Below are 16678 nucleotides of genomic sequence, written 5' to 3'. Positions count from 1 at the left end.
GACGGGGACGCCCGCCTCACGGCAGTCGCCGCGCGGCGGTCGCCTCCCAGGTCCGCAGGTACGATTCCGCGCCGCTCGCCAGGTCACGGACGATGTCCTGACCGGCGAGCAGGCGCATGTCCTCGATCCAGTCGGGGACGAGGCCGTAGTTGGCCACGCCGTCGACGTTGACGTCCCAGACCCGCTGCCCGGTGCGCTGGCGGTCGAGGCGCACGCTCCCGTCGAAGGACGTGAACGGGTACGTCACCGGGTTCGCGGCGTTGCCCGCGCGCGGGGCGGGCAGGCGGCCCATGCCGTTGACGTCCAGGCCGTAGCCGTATCCGGGGACGTTGTACTGCTGCCGCAGCGGTGCGGTGCGCCGCCACTCCGCGACGAAGTCCGGGGAGTTGTGGCCGTACTGGGTGATCATGCCGCCGAGGGCGTAGATCCGGCTGAAGAAGCCCGGGTCGGCCCAGCTGTGGGAGGAGATCACGCCGGGGTAGCGGGCCGCCTCCAGCAGGCCGAGCGTCTGGGCCGCGGCCTTCACGCTCATGTGGTCGATCTCCACCATCATGCCGCGCCGGATCAGCCCCTGGACCATGTACGTGCCGAGCGAGGTCAGCCCCCGGGTGTTGCAGTGGGGCGCCGGCGGGTACAGCGGCAGCGAGACGCCCGGCGGCAGCAGCCGCGCGATCTGGTCGGGCAGCACGCCGGCCGGGTCGATGGTGTTGTCGTGCTCTGGGCCGGTGCAGGTGCGGGCCTGCCAGAACGAGCCGGTGGACAGCAGGTTGCCGACGTTGACGATCGCGCCCTGGGTGCCGGAGTCGAAGCGCACGCCGCACAGCGCGTTGTCGTACTTGTGGCAGACGAACATGCTGCGCACGCCGAGCGCGTACATCTCGTCCAGGCCCCGGTCGATCTGGGCCTTCGTGCACTGCGGGATGCCGAGGATCTGCCGGCAGCCGAACGGCTCCGACGTCTCGATCCCGAGGACGACGGCCAGCTTGCCGGCCGCGGCCACGCTCCTGGCCTCGGCGGGGTCGTTCACGAGGCGGAACCAGCCGCGTCCGGGGCCGCCCGACTCGGCGTCGATGTGGTCCTGCAGCTCGCGGGCCCGCTGGGCCTGCAGGCGGATGGACGTCATCTCGTCGCAGGAGTACTTCTTCAGCGGGTAGATCGCGCACAGCTGCCGGTTGGCCACCAGGTCGTTGACCAGCACCCGGAGCCCGCCGCGCCAGGCGCGCTCGACCCAGGTGTAGTACGCCTGCTGGTGGGTCAGCGAGTCGTTGGCCGGCCAGTCGCGGAAGGTGGGCCAGCCCACCGGGTCGTGGGTGCCGGTGGGCTTGCCGGTCCTGGTGAAGTTCTCGTACCAGGCCAGCTCGCCGTTCGGGTAGTGGTCGGGGCAGTCGGTCAGCGCGTGCTCGATGCCGTCGGGGTCGAACGGCTTGCCGCACATGAGCATGCCGCCGAACGTCTCGTACGAGAACAGGTGGCTGTGGCCATCCACGAAGCCGCTCACGGCGGCGGCGGCGTGCGCGGCGGCGGTCGGGACGGACGGCGCGACCAGCGCGCCGGTCAGGAGAAGGACGGCTGCGGCCGCCCGGCGGATGAGACGGTGGAACACGGGACCACCTCCCAGGCTGCGGTACCGGGGTCGCCGCAAGCATCCACCGCCGGAAGGGTCCCGGCAAGACCGAACATGAGCTGATCTCATCTAAATCCGCGACCGAAATGTCAGGCGCCCACGTCGTCGGCCAGACGGCCGAGGTAGGCGCCGAACCGCCGCCGGTCCGCCTCCTCCCAGGACGCGGCCTTCCTCGCCGGGCTGCCGGGCCTGGAGGCGGGCGCGCCGTCGGGGCCGTTCACGCCCGTACGGATCAACGACGACACCACCCTCGACTTCGACGACCGACGACCCGAGCGGCCACAGCTACGAGTTCGTCACGGCGGTTCCATGAGTTTTCCGCATGGGAGCCGTTGAACCCGGCCCGCGCGGGACGGCGTACACCCTGACGACGAGCACCGAGCCGGAGGACGGCGATGGACAGTCAGGGATGGGGTGGCGGGCTGGCCCTTCGGCCGCGCGACTACCTGGGCATGGGTGAGCCGCTGGCAGACGTGGTCGCGGCGGCGGGGCCGTACGAGGGGGAGGCGCTGCGCAGGCTCGCGCTGGGCACGGCCGCCACCATGGCCAGGCTGCATCTGACCGGGATCGCGGGGCTGCGGCTCGGGCCGCACAACGTGCTGGTCGGGCCGCTCGGCGAGGCGTCGTTCGCGCCCGGCCCGAGGAGCAGCGACCTGCCGCCGGCCGACGTGCGCGAGTGGGCCGACGTGATCGTCTTCGCCGCCGCCGGGCACGCCGGGGGCGGCGACGATCTCGGCCGGCTGCCGCACCCGCTGCGCGGCCTGGTCGACCGGTGCCGCCGGCCGGACCCGGCCGCCCGGCCGACGGCGATCGAGCTGGTGCGCGTCCTGCTCGGGCACGCGGCCTCCGCCCGGCACGCCTCGGTGCGCGACCTGCTGCGCGAGGCCGAGGCCTGGGCCGGTCCGCACGAGCCGGCCCGTCCGGAGGCACATCAGGAGGCGCGTTCGGAGGCACGTCCTGAGGTGCGGCCGCGAGCGGCGGGCCGGCACGGGCGTGCGTCATCGGGGGAATGATCAGCTTTTTATCGATGAATCAACAGGTGGGGTGATTGATGCAAATCCAGCATCTTGTTCCTCGCCCGTGCTAGGGCAATAATTCAATATCAGTAGTTATCCGGGCGACATTTCATGATGTACGCAGCGCGAGGAGTCGCCGCGTGAATCATCGTGTGACCGACGAGGCCATGGTGCGGGCCCTGTACCGCGAATACGGGTCCCCGCTGATGGCCTTCGCCGTGCGGCTGACGGGCGGCGACCGGCGCTGGGCGGAGGACGTCGTCCAGGAGACGCTGGTACGCGCCTGGCGCAACCTCGGGGACCTGCGGACCGACAACGGCTCGTTGATGCCCTGGCTGGCCACCGTGGCCCGCCGGGTCGTGATCGACGACCGGCGCCGGGCCGGCACGCGTCCCCTCGACACCGTGGAGGAGGTCCCGGAACGGGCGAACGCCGTGGCCGCCGAGGACGACCGCCTGCTGCGCGAGATCGTGGTGACCGACGCCATGCTCTCGTTGTCGCCGGCGCACCGCCAGGTGCTCACGGAGACCTTCCTGCGCGATCGCACACTGCAGGAGGCCGCGGAGACGATCGGCGTGCCCGTGGGCACGGTGAAGTCCCGCGTGTACTACGCGATGCGGGCGTTACGCATCGCATTGGAGGAAAGGGGGGTGGGGCTCCCGTGAACGAAGTGCACCACGAGGACGTGGCGGCGTACGCGCTGGGCCTGCTGGACGACGACGAGCGCAACGCCTTCGAACGCCACCTGCACGGCTGCCCGAGCTGCGCCGGCGAGGTCGGCGCGTTCGCGGCCATGGGGGAGCTGATGCGCGACGTCGACCCCGACGACCTGCGGACCGGGCCGCCGGACTCCCCGCTGGACTCCCCGGTCGAGTCGCTGCTGGTGCGCCGGGCCGTCGTGGAGCGCCGCCGCCGCACCCTCCACCGGGGGCTCATGTCGGCCGCCGCGTGCTTCCTCGTCGCGACCGGCGTCTTCCTCGCCGTCAACGCGGCGACCTCGGGCCCCAACCCCGACAGCGTGCACAGCCCCGCCCGCGCCCTGCTCATGACCGGCCGCACCTACCCGGTCAACGACCCCGCGACCGGCGTGTCGGGCGTGGTGGGCGTCGAGGACAAGGGCTGGGGCACCCACGTCGCGCTGGAGCTCAAGGGCGTCAAGGGGCCGCTGAAGTGCCGGCTGGTGGCCTTCGGCGACGACGGCCGCTCGGAGACCGTGGCGAGCTGGGGCGTGCCCGACAAGGGGTACGGCGTCCCGGGCGCCCCCGACCCCCTGCTGCTGCACGGCGGCACCAGCCTGACCCAGGACGACCTCAACCACTTCACCATCGAGACCCTGGACGGCCGCATCCTCGCGACCGTGCAGGTGTGACCGCCTACCATCGAGCGATGCGCATCGACCTGCACAGCCACAGCACCGCCTCCGACGGCACGCAGCCGCCGGCCGACGTGGTGCGCCGCGCCCGCGAGCGCGGCCTCGACGTGCTCGCGCTGACCGACCACGACACCGTCGCCGGGCACCGCGCGGCCGCCGAGGCGCTGCCCGAGGGCCTGACGCTGGTGCCGGGCATGGAGCTGTCGTGCCGGCGGGCCGGGCAGAGCATCCACCTGCTCGCCTACCTCTTCGACCCCGCCGACCCCGAGCTGCTGGCCGAGTGCGAACGCATCCGCCGGGCCCGCGAGGAACGCGGCAGGCTGACCGTCGAGCGGCTGGTCGAGCTGGGCGTGCCGATCACCTGGGAGCAGGTGGCCGCGGTGGCCGGCGACAGCCCGGTCGGACGGCCGCACATCGCCCGCGCCATGGTCGCCGCGGGGGCCGTGGCCGCGCCGGAGGAGGCGTTCACGCCCGAGTGGATCGGCGCCGGCGGCCGCGCGCACGTCACCCGCTACGCCCTCGACCCCGTACGCGCGGTCCGCCTGGTGCGGTCGGCCGGCGGGGTGCCCGTGCTGGCCCATCCGAAGGCGGTCCGGCGCGGCGAGGCGGTGCCCGACGAGTGGATCGCCGAGCTGGCCGCGGCCGGGCTCTTCGGCGTGGAGGCCGACCACCTCGACCACGACGACGAGGCCCGCGCCCGCCTGCGCCGCCTCGCCGCCGGGCTCGGCCTCGAAGTGACCGGGTCGAGCGACGACCACGGCGAGCTGACCGGCCACCGCCTGGGCTGCGAGACCACCGACCCCGAGGTCTACGCGCGCCTGCTCGCCGAGGCGAAGGGCGCCGCGCCGATCACGGGCCGTTGAACAGCCGCACCGATCAGGGCCCGTTGAAGTACGTGGTGAACCAGTCGCGGGCGTGTTCGGCGACGCTCTCCAGCGCGCCCGGCTCCTCGAACAGATGGGTGGCGCCGGGCACGACGGTCAGGCGGTGCTCGGCGCTCAGGTGCCGCTGCGCCTCCTCGTTCAGGTCGATCACGATCGGGTCCCGGCCGCCGACGATGAGCAGCGTGGGCGCCCGCACCGCGGCCAGCCGCTTCCCGGCCAGGTCGGGCCGCCCGCCGCGGGAGACGATCGCCGCGATCCGGTTGTCCGGCTCGGCCGCCGCCCACAGCGCCGCCGCCGCGCCCGTGCTCGCCCCGAAGTAGCCGATCGGCAGCCCCGCCACCTCCTCGTGCCCGCGCAGCTCCTCCGTACGCTCCAGCAGCCGTCCGGCCAGCAGCGCGATGTCGAACACGTTGGCCCGGTCGGCCTCCTCCTCGGGCGTGAGCAGGTCGAACAGCAGCGTCCCCAGGCCGGCCCTGTTCAGCACCTCGGCCACGTACCGGTTGCGCGGGCTGAGCCGGCCGCTGCCGCTGCCGTGCGCGAACACCACCACCCCCCGGGCGGCGTCAGGGACGACCAGGTCGCCGGTCATGCTTCACCTCCGACGGGCGCGCTGCCCCGCTGCGCCACAACCTTGCCGCTACCCACGCACGGCGACCTCTATCCACCGCTCGAATGGGCATTGACCTGGGAGTATGGACAAAGAGCCGGGGCGCAAGCAGCAGGGCGCCGGCGCGCCGCTCGGGCGGATCGTCTCGGGCGCGGCGGCCGGGCTCGCGCGCCTGCGCGCCCAGGGGTTCCGGCAGTGGCTGGGGGCCGAGCGGGAGGCGTTCGCCCAGACGGTCAAGGTGACGCTGGCCTGCGTGTTCGGGTGGTGGCTCGCCACGTTCGCGCTGAAGGTGCCGCTGCCCGTGCTGGTGCCGATCGGGGTGCTGCTCACGGTGTCGGCGACCGCCTACAGCACGGTCGTCCGCGGGTTCCAGCAGGTCGGGGCGGTCGTGGTCGGGGTGGCGGCGGCGTCGGGGGTGATCTGGCTGATGGGCGTCAACGCGCTGACGCTGGGCCTGCTGGTGGCCGCCGGGCTCGTGCTGACCCGGCTGCTCAACCTGCCGGCCCAGAACGTGCAGATCCCGATCACCGCCCTGCTGGTGCTCTCGCTCGGCCGCACGTACGGCTTCGCGCGCCTGGCCGACGTCCTGCTCGGCGCGGCCATCGGCATCGCGGCGAACCTGCTCATCCTGCCGCCGCGCTTCGTCGAGCACGCCGCCAGACAGTTGTGCGACATGTCGGCCGAGCTGGCCGACCTGGCCCAGGACATGGCCGACGGGCTGAGCGGCCACTGGACCGAGGACATGGCCCGCGACTGGCTCGACCGCGCCCGCGAGCTGTCCCAGCGCCTGGAGGAGACCAAGGACACCGCCGACCAGGCGGCCGAGTCCCTGCGCCTGACCTTCCGCCGGCGCCGCCGCTACGACCGGCGGCTGCGCCAGTCGGCCGAGGCCGCGACCTGCCTCGACCACGCCGGACACCAGCTCAGGAGCATCGCGCGCGGGCTGGTGGACCTGGTCGCCGGCGCTCGCGGCCTGCCCGGCGAGAAGGCCGCCGACCTGCCCGAACCGCTGGCCGCCGAGCTGCGCGCGCTGTCGCGCATCTTCCGCGACTTCGGCCTGATCCAGGTGGGCAAGGCCGCGTCCAGGGACATGGCGAACCTGTGCGCGGCCCTGCGCGAGGGCGAGCACCAGCAGCGCCACCTGGCCGCCGAGCTGGCCGGCTCCCCGCCCAAGGGCCCCCTGTGGCCCCTGTACGGCGCCCTGCTCGACGACTGCGCCAGGATCCGCCACGAGTTCGACCCCGACACCGGCCCCCACCAGTCCGCCTTCCCCTGACCCCGACACCGGCCGCCATCGGCCCGCCTTCCCCTGACCCCGCCCGCGGGCCCGCGGACCGTGTCATGATCCCCTCGTGATCGACGCGGAGACCGGCTGGTATTTCATGCACGCCTCGATCAAGGGCGTGGTCCTGACCGACGACGGCGTCCTGCTCTGCAGGAACCCCAGGAACGCCTGGGAGCTGCCCGGCGGCTGGCCCGACCGGGCCGGTCGAGCCGCGCGTCAGCGAGGAGCACAGCGACCTGCGCTTCTTCCCCGTCGACCGGCTGCCCGACGGCCTCGAAGCCGGCTACGCGCCGCTGATCAGGGCGGCCGTCGGCGCGTGGCGCGAAGACGGCGGGACGCCACCGCGAAGGTGACGGCCCGCCGCGCCCCCGTTCAGGCCAGGAGCAGCGCGGAGACGAACTGGAGCAGGTGCCAGGCCACGTACGCGGCCAGCGAGCAGAACGCCCACTCCTTGCTCCTGCTCACCCGCGTCACCCAGACCAGCACCTCCACCGGTTCGGACCGCGGCCGGACCGCCCGTACCGCGAAGTAGGCCGCCATCAGCCAGGCCGCCCCCGACGCGGTGAGCAGCCCGACGGACAGGGCGAGCAGCACCCCCGGCCCCGCCGGCGGGTCACCCGGCGAGAGCTGACGGGTCCAGGCCGCCAGCACCCCGGCCAGCAGGCCGAGCGTGACCCGCCGATCCCTGCGCGCCTGTCGCTTGAGTGACTGCAGGTCTCGGCGCATCTGGTGCTTGAGCATCCGGATCACCTCCGTGTCGTCGCTGGTGGCACCAGCTAACGAGAAGGCGCGGAGAAGATCTGCGACCTCACTTCCGAGATTTCCCGACTTTTAGCGGTCTTTCAGGAGAGGTCCCGCAGCTCCTGGGCCGCCCGCCGGCCCTCGAAGACGTCCCCGACCTCGTCCAGCGTGCGCACCGCCTCGGCCAGATGGGCCACCGCCGCCTCGCGGTCCCCGAGCCTGGCGGTGATCAGGCCGAGCGCCCTCAGCGCGCATCCCAGGTCGCGCCGCGTCCCGCACTCCAGGTGCACGTCCCTGGCCTGCTTGGCGTGGACCAGCGCCTCCTCGGCCCGGTCCAGGTCGAGCAGCACCATGGCCAGCGTGGTGAGCGCCGCCCCCCACCGGTCCCTGGTGCCGGTCACGTGCTGCAGCTCGACGGTCTCCACGGCGTACTCCAGGGCCGCCGCGGGCTCGCCCGCCGCGTGGAGCGCGTGCGCGATCGACAGCAGCGCGCTGGCCCTGCTGTCGCCCGTCTCCTCCCGGATCGCCAGCGAGGCCCGCGCCGCCCGCACCGCCGGCTCGTGCCGCCCGAGCGACAGGTACGTGTAGGTCAGCGTCTCCTGCACGTCGGCCTCGGCTCGCCGGTTGCCCAGCCCCTGGACCAGGTCCAGCGCCTCCAGCGCGTACACGAAGGCCACCTGGGGCAGGCCCTGGCGGCGGCGCACCCGGGCCAGCCGGTTGAGCATGCGGGCCTCGACGGGCTCGTCGCGGATCACCCGGCTGATGACGAGCGCCTGGTTGAGGTAGTCGTCGGCGCGCAGGTAGTCCGACAGCCGCCAGTGCACCACCCCGATGTCGCCGAGCGTCTCGGCCTTGCCCTGCTCGTGGTGGAGCTCGACCTGCACCGCCAGCGCCTGCTCGTAGCAGGCCAGCGCCTCGTCGTAGCGCGAGCCGTTGCGCGCGATGCGGCCCAGGGCGCACAGCGCCCGCCCGCACCCGTGCTGGTCGCCGGTGGCCGTGTACCCGGCCAGGGCGCGTTCGGCGTCGCGGCGGGCGTCCTGCTGCAGCCCGAGCTGGTCGTAGATCTCGGCCAGGCAGAGCAGCGTCTCGGCCTCGGCGTGCTCGTCGCCCAGCTCGTGGCAGATCGACAGCGCCTCCAGACCCTCCGACAGCGCCGCGTCGGGCTCGCCCAGGCTCCGCCGCACCCGGGCCGAAATGATCATGCTCTGTGCGGCGCCCCTGCGGTCGCCCAGCTCCTCCCGTACGCGCCGCGCCTGGCCGGCGTACCGGAGCGCCAGATCGTTGCGCTCCTGCGACAGGTGCAGCCGGGCGAGCGTGTGCAGGCACTTCGCCACGCCGGGCAGGTCTCCGATCTCCCGGTGCACCTCCAGCGCCTCGCCCGCGCGGCGCAGCGCCGCGTCCCTGTTGCCCGCGATGCCGTGCACCTCGGCCAGGTCGTTGAGCGCGCGGGCCAGCCCCGCGCGGTCGCCCAGCGAGGTGAAGTCGGCCAGTGCCTCGCCGATGAACCTGGCCGCCAGCGTGGACGGCCCGATGTCGCGGTGGATCGAGCCGAGGTGGCTGCGCATGAGCGCGACGGCCCGCCGGTCGCCCACCTGGATGGCCGAGGTCAGCCCGGCCTGCTGCACCTCCAGGTTGTTCTCGTAGTACCGCAGCCGTCTGAACGGCTCGAACACCGCCTCGGCGAGCTGCCAGGCCATCCCGTACGCCCCGCTCTCCTCGGCCAGCCGCACCGCCGAGACCAGCGACCGCCGCTCGGCCTCGAACCACTCGCGCGGCGTGTCCTGACCGGTCGCGACCGCCAGGTAGTGGTCGAGCAGCCGCACCCTGGCCTCGCGCACCCCCGCCTCGGCGTGCCGGCCCAGCTCCCTGGCCTGCCACTTGACCAGGTCGTGCACCCGGTACCGCGACCCGGGCAGCGGCTCGACCAGGTACGCCCGGTGCAGCCCCTCCACCGCCGCCACCGCCTCGCCCACCGGCACGCCCAGCGCCGCCGCCAGCACCTCCGGCGCGAAGTCCCGCCCGGGAAGCAGCCCGACGTGCCGGAAGGCCCGCCGCTGCGCGGGGCTCAGCGACTCGTACGCCAGGTCCAGCGCCGACCTGAACGCCTCCTCCGGGTCCCCGGCCAGCGGCCGGTCCGGCGTACGCAGCTCCGCCGCCCGCGCCCGCACGCTCAGCCCCGGGTCCTCGGCCAGCTTGGCCGCCGAGATCCGCAACGCGTACGGATGGTACGAACACACCCGGGCCAGCTCGGCCAGCGCGTCCCGGTCGGCGGCCCGCGGCGAGCCCTCGCCGAGCACCGAAACCAGCAGCGCCACCGCGTTGCCCGGGTCGAGCACCGACAGGTCCATGAGGTCGGCGTGCCCGGTGGCGCGCAGCGGCGCCATCCGCGTCCTGCTGGTCACCAGCACCACGCAGTCCTTGCCGCCCGGCAGCAGCGCCCGCACCTGGGCCGGGTCGGCCGCGTTGTCCAGGACGAGCAGCAGCCTGCGCCCGGCGATCCTGCTGCGGTAGAGCAGCATCAGCTCGGCCTCGTCGGAGGCCGGCATGTGCTCGCCGACGCCGAGCGAGCGCAGGATCTGCCCGAGCGCCTCGGCCGAGCTCATCGGCGGCTGGGTCGGCGAGTGGCCGCGCAGGTCGATCATGATCTGGCCGTCGGGGAACCGGTCGGCGTGCAGGTGGCCCCAGTGCGTCACCAGCGCGGTCTTGCCCACGCCGGTCAGGCCCTGCACGACCATGGTGTTCGTCCGCCGTTGCCGGTCCAGCCAGGCCGTGAGCAGGTCGAGGCTCTGCTGCCGGCCGGTGAAGTCGGACACGTCGGCGGGCAGCTGGCGCGGCTTCGGCAGCTCGCCGACCGGCAGCGGCCCGGCCTGCGCGCCCGGCCGCGTCAGGAACGGCGTCACCCGGCCGCGCCACGGCTCGGACAGGTGCTCCCAGGCCCCCGCGGCCTCGCGCAGCGCCACCGGGTCGGCGATCCGCAGCCTCCGGTACCCCAGCCGCACCAGCCAGCCGCGCCTGACCCACTGCGTGAGCTGCCGCTGCACGACGTCGGGCGCGCTGCCCACGAGGTCGGCCAGCGTGTCCCCGGACAGCGGCGGCGCGGCGGGGGAGGCCAGCTCGTACCGCTCGTCCAGGTGCAGCAGCCACACGGCCAGCCGGGCCGCGACCGGGGCCCGGGCCAGCGCCTCGTGCCTGCGGGCCGCCAGGTTCCTGGCGAACAGCTCCTGGACGAGCGCGGTCGCCACGGCCGGGCCCGCCGAGGCGTGCTCGCGTAACCGCCGCAGGTCGATGGGCCAGGCCCGGACGTCGGTCAGGGCGTCCACCTTGACGCGCTCGCCCGGGCTCCAGAAGGCCAGCTCGCCCACCAGGTCGCCGGGGCCGCGCAGGTCGTGCACGACCTCCCGGTCGCCGCCGGGGACGTGCTCGCGGGCGTACCCGTGGTCGATCAGGTGGACACGGTTGACCGGCCGGACCGGCGAGCAGATCAGCTCGCCGCGGCGGAAGAGGCGAGGGCTCGCGCCCTCGTCGACAAGTGACCTGAACAGACCCACGCCGCCACCACCACCAATCTTGGGGACGGCGGTGTCCTCGACATGACAGGTTGGAAACAGTCCCAACGACAAAGTGTCACATCAGGCGAACACGGGTCAACGGATCACACGTGCGCCGAATCGCTCCGGTCGGGCACGAACCGGTAGCCGACGTTGCGGACGGTCCCGATCAGCGACTCGTTCTCGGTGCCGAGCTTGGCGCGCAGCCGCCGGACGTGCACGTCGACCGTCCTGGTGCCGCCGAAGTAGTCGTAGCCCCAGACCTCCTGCAGGAGCTGGGCGCGGGTGAAGACCCGGCCGGGGTGCTGGGCCAGGTACTTCAGCAGCTCGAACTCCTTGAACGTCAGGTCGAGCACGCTCCCGCGCAGCCGCGCGGTGTAGGTGGCCTCGTCGATCGACAGGTCGCCGCTGCGGATCTCGTCCGGGACGTCCTCGGCGGCGGCCTGCGACCTGCGCCCGGTCGCCATGCGCAGCCGCGCCTCAACCTCGGCGGGCCCGGCGGTCTCCAGCAGCACGTCGTCGACCCCCCACTCGGCGGTCATCGCGGCCAGGCCGCCCTCGGTCACCACCACCAGCAGCGGGCAGTCGATGCCCGTGGTGCGGATCAACCGGCACAGGCTCTTGGCTTGGACGAGCTCCTTGCGCGCGTCGACGACGACGGCGTCGGCGGGCGGCGTGTCGATGAGCGCCGACGCCTCGGCCGGCGAGACCCGCACGGAGTGGAGCAGCAACCCCAGCGCCGGCAGCACCTCGGAGGACGGCTCGAGGGCGTTGGTCAGCAGCAGCAGGTTGCTCATCACGGCCTCCTCTAACACACAAGGACCCGGAGGCGACGTCGCCCAGGTCCTGTACGCGAGGATATCCCACGGCTTAGTCGCGTCCATTGCGCGTCCACCAGGTGAACAGCGGACCCTTTGAAACAAGCGTGTTAAGGGCGTCGCACAATAGAGCGAAGGCGATTGTGAGGCAACGCATGGCCACAGGAAAAGTACGTTATTGGGCGGCGGCCAAGGAGGCCGCCGGAGTCGCGGAAGAGTCGTTCGAAGCGGCGACTCTTGACGAACTGATGACCAAAATCACACAGGACCGGGCCGAGCTCGCCCGGGTGGTCGGCCGTTCGTCGTTCCTCGTCGACGGCGCCCCCGTGGGCCGACGCGCCCACGACACGGTGGTGCTCGGCGAGGGCGTCACGGTGGAGGTGCTGCCGCCCTTCGCCGGCGGGTGATCCACGGCTCCGGTGGGGAAGGAGACCGCCGGATCGATAGGCTCGACACCCCCGCCGACGACAGGGAGCCCCATGCGCAAGCTGATCATCTTTCTGATCGTGCTGGTCGTCCTCTTCGTCGTCGTCGACCGCGTCGCGGTGGCCGGGGTGGAGCGTGACCTGTCCAACCGGATCGCCGCCGCCACCGACCTCAGCGGCACCCCCAAGGTGACGATCGAGGGCATCCCGTTTCTCACTCAGGCCGTCTCCGGGCACTATCCCGAGGTACGGTTCGATCTCGGCACCCTCACCTACGGAGGCGTGCCGGTGCAGAACCTGCGCGGCGTCGCCTACGACGTGACCGCCCCGCTGTCCGACGTGCTGCAGAACCGTGCCGACGTCCGGGCCGGGCGGGTCACCGTGAGCGGCGTGCTCACCCGGGCCACGATCGACAAGCACGCGCCCCGGGGCATCAAGATCAGCGGCAACGGGCGGCGGCTCGTGGCGTCGGGAGAGGTGACGGTGGGGGTGCAGAAGGTGCAGTTCACCGCGGAGATGCGGGTCGACGTGGCCGACGGCGCCATCAGGCTCCAGGCGGAGAAGATCCAGGGCGTGCCCGACCAGCTCGCCCACTTCGTCACTTACACGATCCCGTTCAAGGGCGGCCTGCCCTTCGACGTGAAGATCACCGGGGTCAAGAACGTGGCCGACGGATTGGAGTTCTCGGCCGAAGCGTCTGACGTGCCGATCCGTGGATGAGCCTGAACCGCTGCGGCCCCCCGTACGTGATGAGGGCGTGAGCGCAGCAGGCACCGCGGACGAGGAGCTCGTACGCACCCTCTTCGACGAGCACGCCGGGCCACTCTACGGGTACGTGCTGCGACTCACCGGTGATTCCGGACGTGCGGAGGACGTGGTGCAGGAGACGCTGCTGCGGGCCTGGCGGCACCCCGACGCGCTCTCCGGCCGCCCCATCCGGGCCTGGCTGTTCACGGTGGCGCGTAACCTCGTGGTCGACCAGCACCGCGCCAAGAAGGCCCGGCCGCAGGAGACCGGCGACGAGGCCCTCGCGGTCCTGCCGGCCGACGACGAGCTGGAACGGGCGGTCGAGTCGTGGGCCGTGGCCGAGGCGCTGGCCGCGCTGCGGCCCGAGCACCGCGAGGTGCTGCTGGAGGTCTACTACCGGGGGCGATCGGTGAAGGAGGCGTCGGCGACGCTGGGCATACCGCCGGGCACGGTCAAGTCGCGCACCTACTACGCGCTGCGCGCGCTCAAGCTGGCGCTCGAAGAGCGGGGGCTGGCGCCGTGATGACCTGCGAAGAAGTGCGCATCGCGATGGGCGCGCACGCCTTGGGCGCGCTCGAACCCGACGAGGCGCTGGAGATCGACAACCACCTGGCCACCTGCGAGACCTGCGGCGCCGAGCTGCTCGAACTCGAAGGCGTCGCCGCCTTCCTCGGCAAGGTGTCCGAGCGCGACGTCGAGCTGGTGGCCAGCCCGCCGCGCCAGGTGCTCGACCGGCTGCTCAACGCCCGCGCCCGGCGCCACCGGCGGGGGCGGCTCATGCTGGCCGTGGCCGCCTCCGTCGCGGTGATCGCCGTCGGCGGCACGGTCTGGACCGTCACCCGGCAGGACGTCGGGCAGCAGAGCGCGGCCGCGCCCGCGGCCGCCCCCCAGTCCTCGGCGGCCGCGAAGTCGCCGGAGACCGAGGGCTTCGTCGCCAGCGACGCCGCGCCCGACGCCCAGCTCAGGAAGGCTCTCCCGACGCCGAGCGCGATGCCCACGACGCCGCTGGGCGCCACCGGCGACGGCCGGGCGTTCAAGGGCGAGAACCCGGCCAAGGACTACTACGCCACGGTCTACGCCCTGCCCGGCGACGGACGCACCGAGCTGCTGGTGACCGTGCGGAACGTGCCGGTCGGCACCACCTGCAGCCTGGCCGTCTACGACGACAGGGGGCGGCGCGAGGTCGTCGGGAGCTGGACCGTCAGCCGCGAGAGCTACCGCGAGGAGACCGTCTTCCAGATGGCGACGCCGGTGCTCATGCGGCGCATCGACCGCTTCGAGGTCGTCGACCGGCGGGGACGCGTCCTGGTGGACGTCGCCGGCCCGGCCAGGAAGTAATCGCGGCCGCCCGTGGTTGGCACCTGAGGTGACGGGTCTGTGGATCGCGCTGGCGACGCTGGCGCTCGGCACGGTGATCGGGGTGGTTCGTCTGCGCCGCGACGGACGGGTGCGCGCGGCGGCCGGGGAACGGCTGACCGCGGACATGCTGGGCGCCGCCATGGGCGAGCGGGCCACGCTGGTGCAGTTCTCGACCGCGTTCTGCCAGCCCTGCCGGGCGACCAGGCGGGTGCTGGCCGACGTGAGCGCGCTCGTGCCCGGGGTGGCGCACGTGGAGATCGACGCCGAGTCCCGGCTCGATCTGGTGCGGCGGTTCGACGTCATGCGCACGCCCACCGTGTTTGTGCTGGATCCGTCAGGCAACGTGGTCAAAAAGGCCTCTGGCCAGCCACGGAAGGCCGACGTGCTGGCCGCGCTGGCGGTCGCGATCCCCTCCGGGGAGTCACGGCCGTCTCACGAACTGTCTCATAACCCGGACGAGATGTGACAGATGGCGAGACGACGAGTAGGGTCGTCGCTATGAACCCGTCGACAGAGCTGCTCACGAAGCGGCGCGCGGTTGATTTCTGCCGCGTCGCCACCGCGCTCTGTCGCGCTGCCTGAGGACGGTCACCGCGGACATCTGGTCCGCCCCATCCGACCCCTTCAGGAGCATCCTGCGATGCGTGCTGATCCCAGAGCGCTGCGCTTCGGCGCGGCCGTCACCACCTTGGTCCTCGCTCTCGTCCTCGTGACGGGGAGCGCGTGGCTGCTCGCCGTCCAGGCGGTGGTCTTCGCGCTGGGAGTCGCGCGCCGCTCGCCGTACACGATGCTCTTCAAGGCGCTCGTCAGGAGCGCGCCGAAGGAGACCGAAGACGCCCGCCCGCCGCGGTTCGCGCAGGGGGTGGGGCTGCTCTTCGCGGTCGCGGGGCTGGCCGGGTTCGTCACCGGGATCACACCGCTGGCCCTCGGGGCCACGGCCGCGGCTCTCCTCGCCGCCTTCCTCAACGCAGCCTTCGGATTCTGCCTCGGCTGCGAAACGTACCTGCTCACTCGCCGTCTACTGCCCGCCGCCAAAATGGAGGTTTCCCAATGAGCCGCTCCGCCGCCCTGGTGGACGCCGACTGGGTCGAGGCCAACCTCGACACCCCCAACGTCGTACTCGTCGAGGTCGACGAAGACGTCAGCGCCTATGACAAGGGCCACATCCGTGGCGCCGTGAAGGTCGACTGGCGGCAGGACCTGCAGGACCCGGTCCGCCGCGACTTCGTGGACAAGACCGGTTTCGAGGCCCTGCTGTCGGACCGCGGCATTTCCAACGATGACACCGTCGTGCTCTACGGCGGCAACAACAACTGGTTCGCGGCCTACGCGTACTGGTACTTCAAGCTCTACGGCCACCAGGACGTCAAGCTGCTCGACGGCGGGCGCAAGAAGTGGGAGCTCGACTCCCGCGAGCTGGTCCGCGACGTGCCCGAGCGCGCCAAGACCCAGTACGTCGCCCAGGAGCAGGACACCGCGATCCGCGCCTTCCGCGACGACGTGGTCTCCGCGATCGGCAAGCTCAACCTGGTCGACGTGCGCTCGCCCGACGAGTTCACCGGCAAGCTGCTCGCCCCGGCCCACCTCCCGCAGGAGCAGGCCCAGCGCGGCGGCCACGTGCCCACCGCCCGCAACATCCCGTGGTCCAAGGCTGCGAACGACGACGGCACCTTCAAGTCCGACGACGCGCTGCGCGCCCTCTACGGCGAGGCCGGCGTCGACTTCGGCAAGGACACCATCGCCTACTGCCGCATCGGCGAGCGCTCGGCGCACACCTGGTTCGTGCTGCACGAGCTCCTCGACCAGGGCAACGTGAAGAACTACGACGGTTCGTGGACGGAATACGGCTCGCTCGTGGGCGTGCCGATCGAGCTGGGGGAGGCCCGCTGATGACCACTGCACAGGGTTGCGGAGCGCCGGAGCAGACCATCGCGCTGCCGGCCGGGATCGATCTGTCCAACCAGGCCGTCATCCAGGGCGTGGTGACGGGCGCCACCACCGCCTACGCGCGGCTGCTCGACAACTCCGGCGAGTTCACCGGTGAGGTCGTCGTCTCCGACGACGGCGTCTTCCGCTTCTTCGCCGCGCCGGGCGACTGGACCGTCCGCATCATCGCGGGCGGCGGCGTCACCCGCGACGTTCAGGTGGAGGCCCGGCTGGGTGAGGTCTCCCAGCTCGCGGTCGCCGTCTGAGCCCAGACAGCGCCGAGACGGGGCCCGTGTCCACACCGGACACGGGCCCCGTCCCCGTTC

At 72.7% G+C, this 16678-nt stretch carries 20 protein-coding genes; 14 read left to right on the top strand and 6 right to left on the bottom strand.

The genetic code is table 11. The annotated features are described in order from the left end of the window. Positions 1-16: 16 nt before the first annotated feature. Both AB0J46_RS04885 and AB0J46_RS04880 read right to left on the bottom strand, forming a co-directional pair. Positions 17-1603: a Coagulation factor 5/8 type domain-containing protein gene (locus AB0J46_RS04885; RefSeq protein WP_364326489.1), complete on the bottom strand. Its 1587-nt coding sequence runs from the start codon at positions 1601-1603 to the stop codon at positions 17-19. Between the two features lie 110 nt (positions 1604-1713). Then, positions 1714-1869 (bottom strand): hypothetical protein, encoded by a 156-nt coding sequence (locus AB0J46_RS04880; protein ID WP_364326486.1) that lies wholly within the window; start codon positions 1867-1869, stop codon positions 1714-1716. Between the two features lie 150 nt (positions 1870-2019). On the opposite strand from AB0J46_RS04880, the gene AB0J46_RS04875 reads away from it, so the two are divergent. The 4 genes from AB0J46_RS04875 (at position 2020) to AB0J46_RS04860 (ending at position 4875) form a co-directional block, all read left to right on the top strand. Continuing rightward, positions 2020-2637, top strand: a complete 618-nt coding sequence (locus tag AB0J46_RS04875; protein WP_364326483.1) for a hypothetical protein — start codon at positions 2020-2022, stop codon at positions 2635-2637. Positions 2638-2810: 173 nt separating this feature from the next. Next, positions 2811-3305: a sigma-70 family RNA polymerase sigma factor gene (locus AB0J46_RS04870; protein ID WP_352355860.1), complete on the top strand. Its 495-nt coding sequence runs from the start codon at positions 2811-2813 to the stop codon at positions 3303-3305. Next, a complete protein-coding gene (locus AB0J46_RS04865; protein ID WP_364326480.1) occupies positions 3302-4009 on the top strand; it encodes a zf-HC2 domain-containing protein in 708 nt (235 codons plus the stop codon). Before AB0J46_RS04870 ends, AB0J46_RS04865 begins: the two co-directional genes overlap by 4 nt. A 17-nt stretch (positions 4010-4026) precedes the next feature. After that, a complete protein-coding gene (locus AB0J46_RS04860; protein WP_364326477.1) occupies positions 4027-4875 on the top strand; it encodes a PHP domain-containing protein in 849 nt (282 codons plus the stop codon). 13 nt (positions 4876-4888) lie between these two features. Here AB0J46_RS04860 and AB0J46_RS04855 read toward each other — a convergent pair whose 3' ends face one another. Next, positions 4889-5485, bottom strand: coding sequence for an alpha/beta family hydrolase (locus tag AB0J46_RS04855; RefSeq protein WP_364326474.1), 597 nt, complete (start codon positions 5483-5485; stop codon positions 4889-4891). A 103-nt stretch (positions 5486-5588) separates the two neighbouring features. Between AB0J46_RS04855 and AB0J46_RS04850 the strand changes: the two genes are divergently transcribed. Beyond that, positions 5589-6779: an aromatic acid exporter family protein gene (locus AB0J46_RS04850; protein WP_364326471.1), complete on the top strand. Its 1191-nt coding sequence runs from the start codon at positions 5589-5591 to the stop codon at positions 6777-6779. 381 nt (positions 6780-7160) lie between these two features. On the opposite strand, the gene AB0J46_RS04845 is transcribed toward AB0J46_RS04850, so the two are convergent. From AB0J46_RS04845 to AB0J46_RS04835, 3 genes are all read right to left on the bottom strand, one after another. Continuing rightward, positions 7161-7529: a hypothetical protein gene (locus AB0J46_RS04845; protein ID WP_364326468.1), complete on the bottom strand. Its 369-nt coding sequence runs from the start codon at positions 7527-7529 to the stop codon at positions 7161-7163. 101 nt (positions 7530-7630) lie between these two features. Continuing rightward, the gene (locus AB0J46_RS04840; protein WP_364326465.1) at positions 7631-11077 is read right to left on the bottom strand and encodes a tetratricopeptide repeat protein; all 3447 of its coding nucleotides are present in this window, start codon (positions 11075-11077) and stop codon (positions 7631-7633) included. Between the two features lie 104 nt (positions 11078-11181). Beyond that, positions 11182-11874, bottom strand: a complete 693-nt coding sequence (locus AB0J46_RS04835; RefSeq protein ID WP_352355530.1) for a response regulator transcription factor — start codon at positions 11872-11874, stop codon at positions 11182-11184. A gap of 176 nt (positions 11875-12050) precedes the next feature. Here AB0J46_RS04835 and AB0J46_RS04830 point away from each other — a divergent pair, with 176 nt between their 5' ends. From AB0J46_RS04830 to AB0J46_RS04790, 9 genes are all read left to right on the top strand, one after another. Next, complete coding sequence (locus AB0J46_RS04830) at positions 12051-12302, top strand: MoaD/ThiS family protein (protein ID WP_358289389.1); 252 nt, start codon at positions 12051-12053, stop codon at positions 12300-12302. A 72-nt stretch (positions 12303-12374) separates the two neighbouring features. Further along, a complete protein-coding gene (locus AB0J46_RS04825; protein WP_364326462.1) occupies positions 12375-13040 on the top strand; it encodes a DUF2993 domain-containing protein in 666 nt (221 codons plus the stop codon). 37 nt (positions 13041-13077) lie between these two features. Then, positions 13078-13590, top strand: coding sequence for a sigma-70 family RNA polymerase sigma factor (locus AB0J46_RS04820; protein WP_125643242.1), 513 nt, complete (start codon positions 13078-13080; stop codon positions 13588-13590). Next, on the top strand, positions 13590-14405 hold the full coding sequence (locus tag AB0J46_RS04815; protein ID WP_364326459.1) for a zf-HC2 domain-containing protein: 816 nt from the start codon (positions 13590-13592) through the stop codon (positions 14403-14405). The genes AB0J46_RS04820 and AB0J46_RS04815 overlap by 1 nt, the downstream gene beginning before the upstream one ends. Before the next feature lie 145 nt (positions 14406-14550). Beyond that, entirely contained in the window at positions 14551-14892 is a 342-nt protein-coding gene (locus AB0J46_RS04810; protein WP_364328007.1) for a thioredoxin family protein, read from the top strand. Between the two features lie 32 nt (positions 14893-14924). Then, on the top strand, positions 14925-15008 hold the full coding sequence (locus tag AB0J46_RS04805; protein ID WP_350668905.1) for a putative leader peptide: 84 nt from the start codon (positions 14925-14927) through the stop codon (positions 15006-15008). 58 nt (positions 15009-15066) lie between these two features. Further along, positions 15067-15480 (top strand): DUF4395 domain-containing protein, encoded by a 414-nt coding sequence (locus AB0J46_RS04800; RefSeq protein WP_364326456.1) that lies wholly within the window; start codon positions 15067-15069, stop codon positions 15478-15480. Next, positions 15477-16316, top strand: coding sequence for a sulfurtransferase (locus AB0J46_RS04795; protein ID WP_358289377.1), 840 nt, complete (start codon positions 15477-15479; stop codon positions 16314-16316). The genes AB0J46_RS04800 and AB0J46_RS04795 overlap by 4 nt, the downstream gene beginning before the upstream one ends. After that, entirely contained in the window at positions 16316-16618 is a 303-nt protein-coding gene (locus tag AB0J46_RS04790) for a DUF1416 domain-containing protein (protein WP_364326453.1), read from the top strand. Before AB0J46_RS04795 ends, AB0J46_RS04790 begins: the two co-directional genes overlap by 1 nt. The last annotated feature ends 60 nt before the right edge of the window (positions 16619-16678 follow it).

It is taken from the genome of Nonomuraea sp. NPDC049758 (assembly GCF_040674635.1).
In the GTDB taxonomy this organism is placed as follows: Bacteria; Actinomycetota; Actinomycetes; order Streptosporangiales; family Streptosporangiaceae; genus Nonomuraea.
This window is presented reverse-complemented; position numbering and strand designations above follow the sequence as displayed.

Bases quoted from the DNA above. Each gene is read 5' to 3' on its own strand.
- AB0J46_RS04825 (WP_364326462.1), top strand. From the start codon at position 12,375: ATGCGCAAGCTGATCATCTTTCTGATCGTGCTGGTCGTCCTCTTCGTC.
- AB0J46_RS04790 (WP_364326453.1), top strand. From the start codon at position 16,316: ATGACCACTGCACAGGGTTGCGGAGCGCCGGAGCAGACCATCGCGCTG.
- AB0J46_RS04805 (WP_350668905.1), top strand. From the start codon at position 14,925: ATGAACCCGTCGACAGAGCTGCTCACGAAGCGGCGCGCGGTTGATTTC.
- AB0J46_RS04835 (WP_352355530.1), bottom strand. From the start codon at position 11,874: ATGAGCAACCTGCTGCTGCTGACCAACGCCCTCGAGCCGTCCTCCGAG.
- AB0J46_RS04850 (WP_364326471.1), top strand. From the start codon at position 5,589: ATGGACAAAGAGCCGGGGCGCAAGCAGCAGGGCGCCGGCGCGCCGCTC.
- AB0J46_RS04875 (WP_364326483.1), top strand. From the start codon at position 2,020: ATGGACAGTCAGGGATGGGGTGGCGGGCTGGCCCTTCGGCCGCGCGAC.
- AB0J46_RS04845 (WP_364326468.1), bottom strand. From the start codon at position 7,529: ATGCTCAAGCACCAGATGCGCCGAGACCTGCAGTCACTCAAGCGACAG.
- AB0J46_RS04795 (WP_358289377.1), top strand. From the start codon at position 15,477: ATGAGCCGCTCCGCCGCCCTGGTGGACGCCGACTGGGTCGAGGCCAAC.
- AB0J46_RS04855 (WP_364326474.1), bottom strand. From the start codon at position 5,485: ATGACCGGCGACCTGGTCGTCCCTGACGCCGCCCGGGGGGTGGTGGTG.
- AB0J46_RS04830 (WP_358289389.1), top strand. From the start codon at position 12,051: ATGGCCACAGGAAAAGTACGTTATTGGGCGGCGGCCAAGGAGGCCGCC.
- AB0J46_RS04815 (WP_364326459.1), top strand. From the start codon at position 13,590: ATGACCTGCGAAGAAGTGCGCATCGCGATGGGCGCGCACGCCTTGGGC.
- AB0J46_RS04810 (WP_364328007.1), top strand. From the start codon at position 14,551: ATGCTGGGCGCCGCCATGGGCGAGCGGGCCACGCTGGTGCAGTTCTCG.
- AB0J46_RS04860 (WP_364326477.1), top strand. From the start codon at position 4,027: ATGCGCATCGACCTGCACAGCCACAGCACCGCCTCCGACGGCACGCAG.
- AB0J46_RS04800 (WP_364326456.1), top strand. From the start codon at position 15,067: ATGCGTGCTGATCCCAGAGCGCTGCGCTTCGGCGCGGCCGTCACCACC.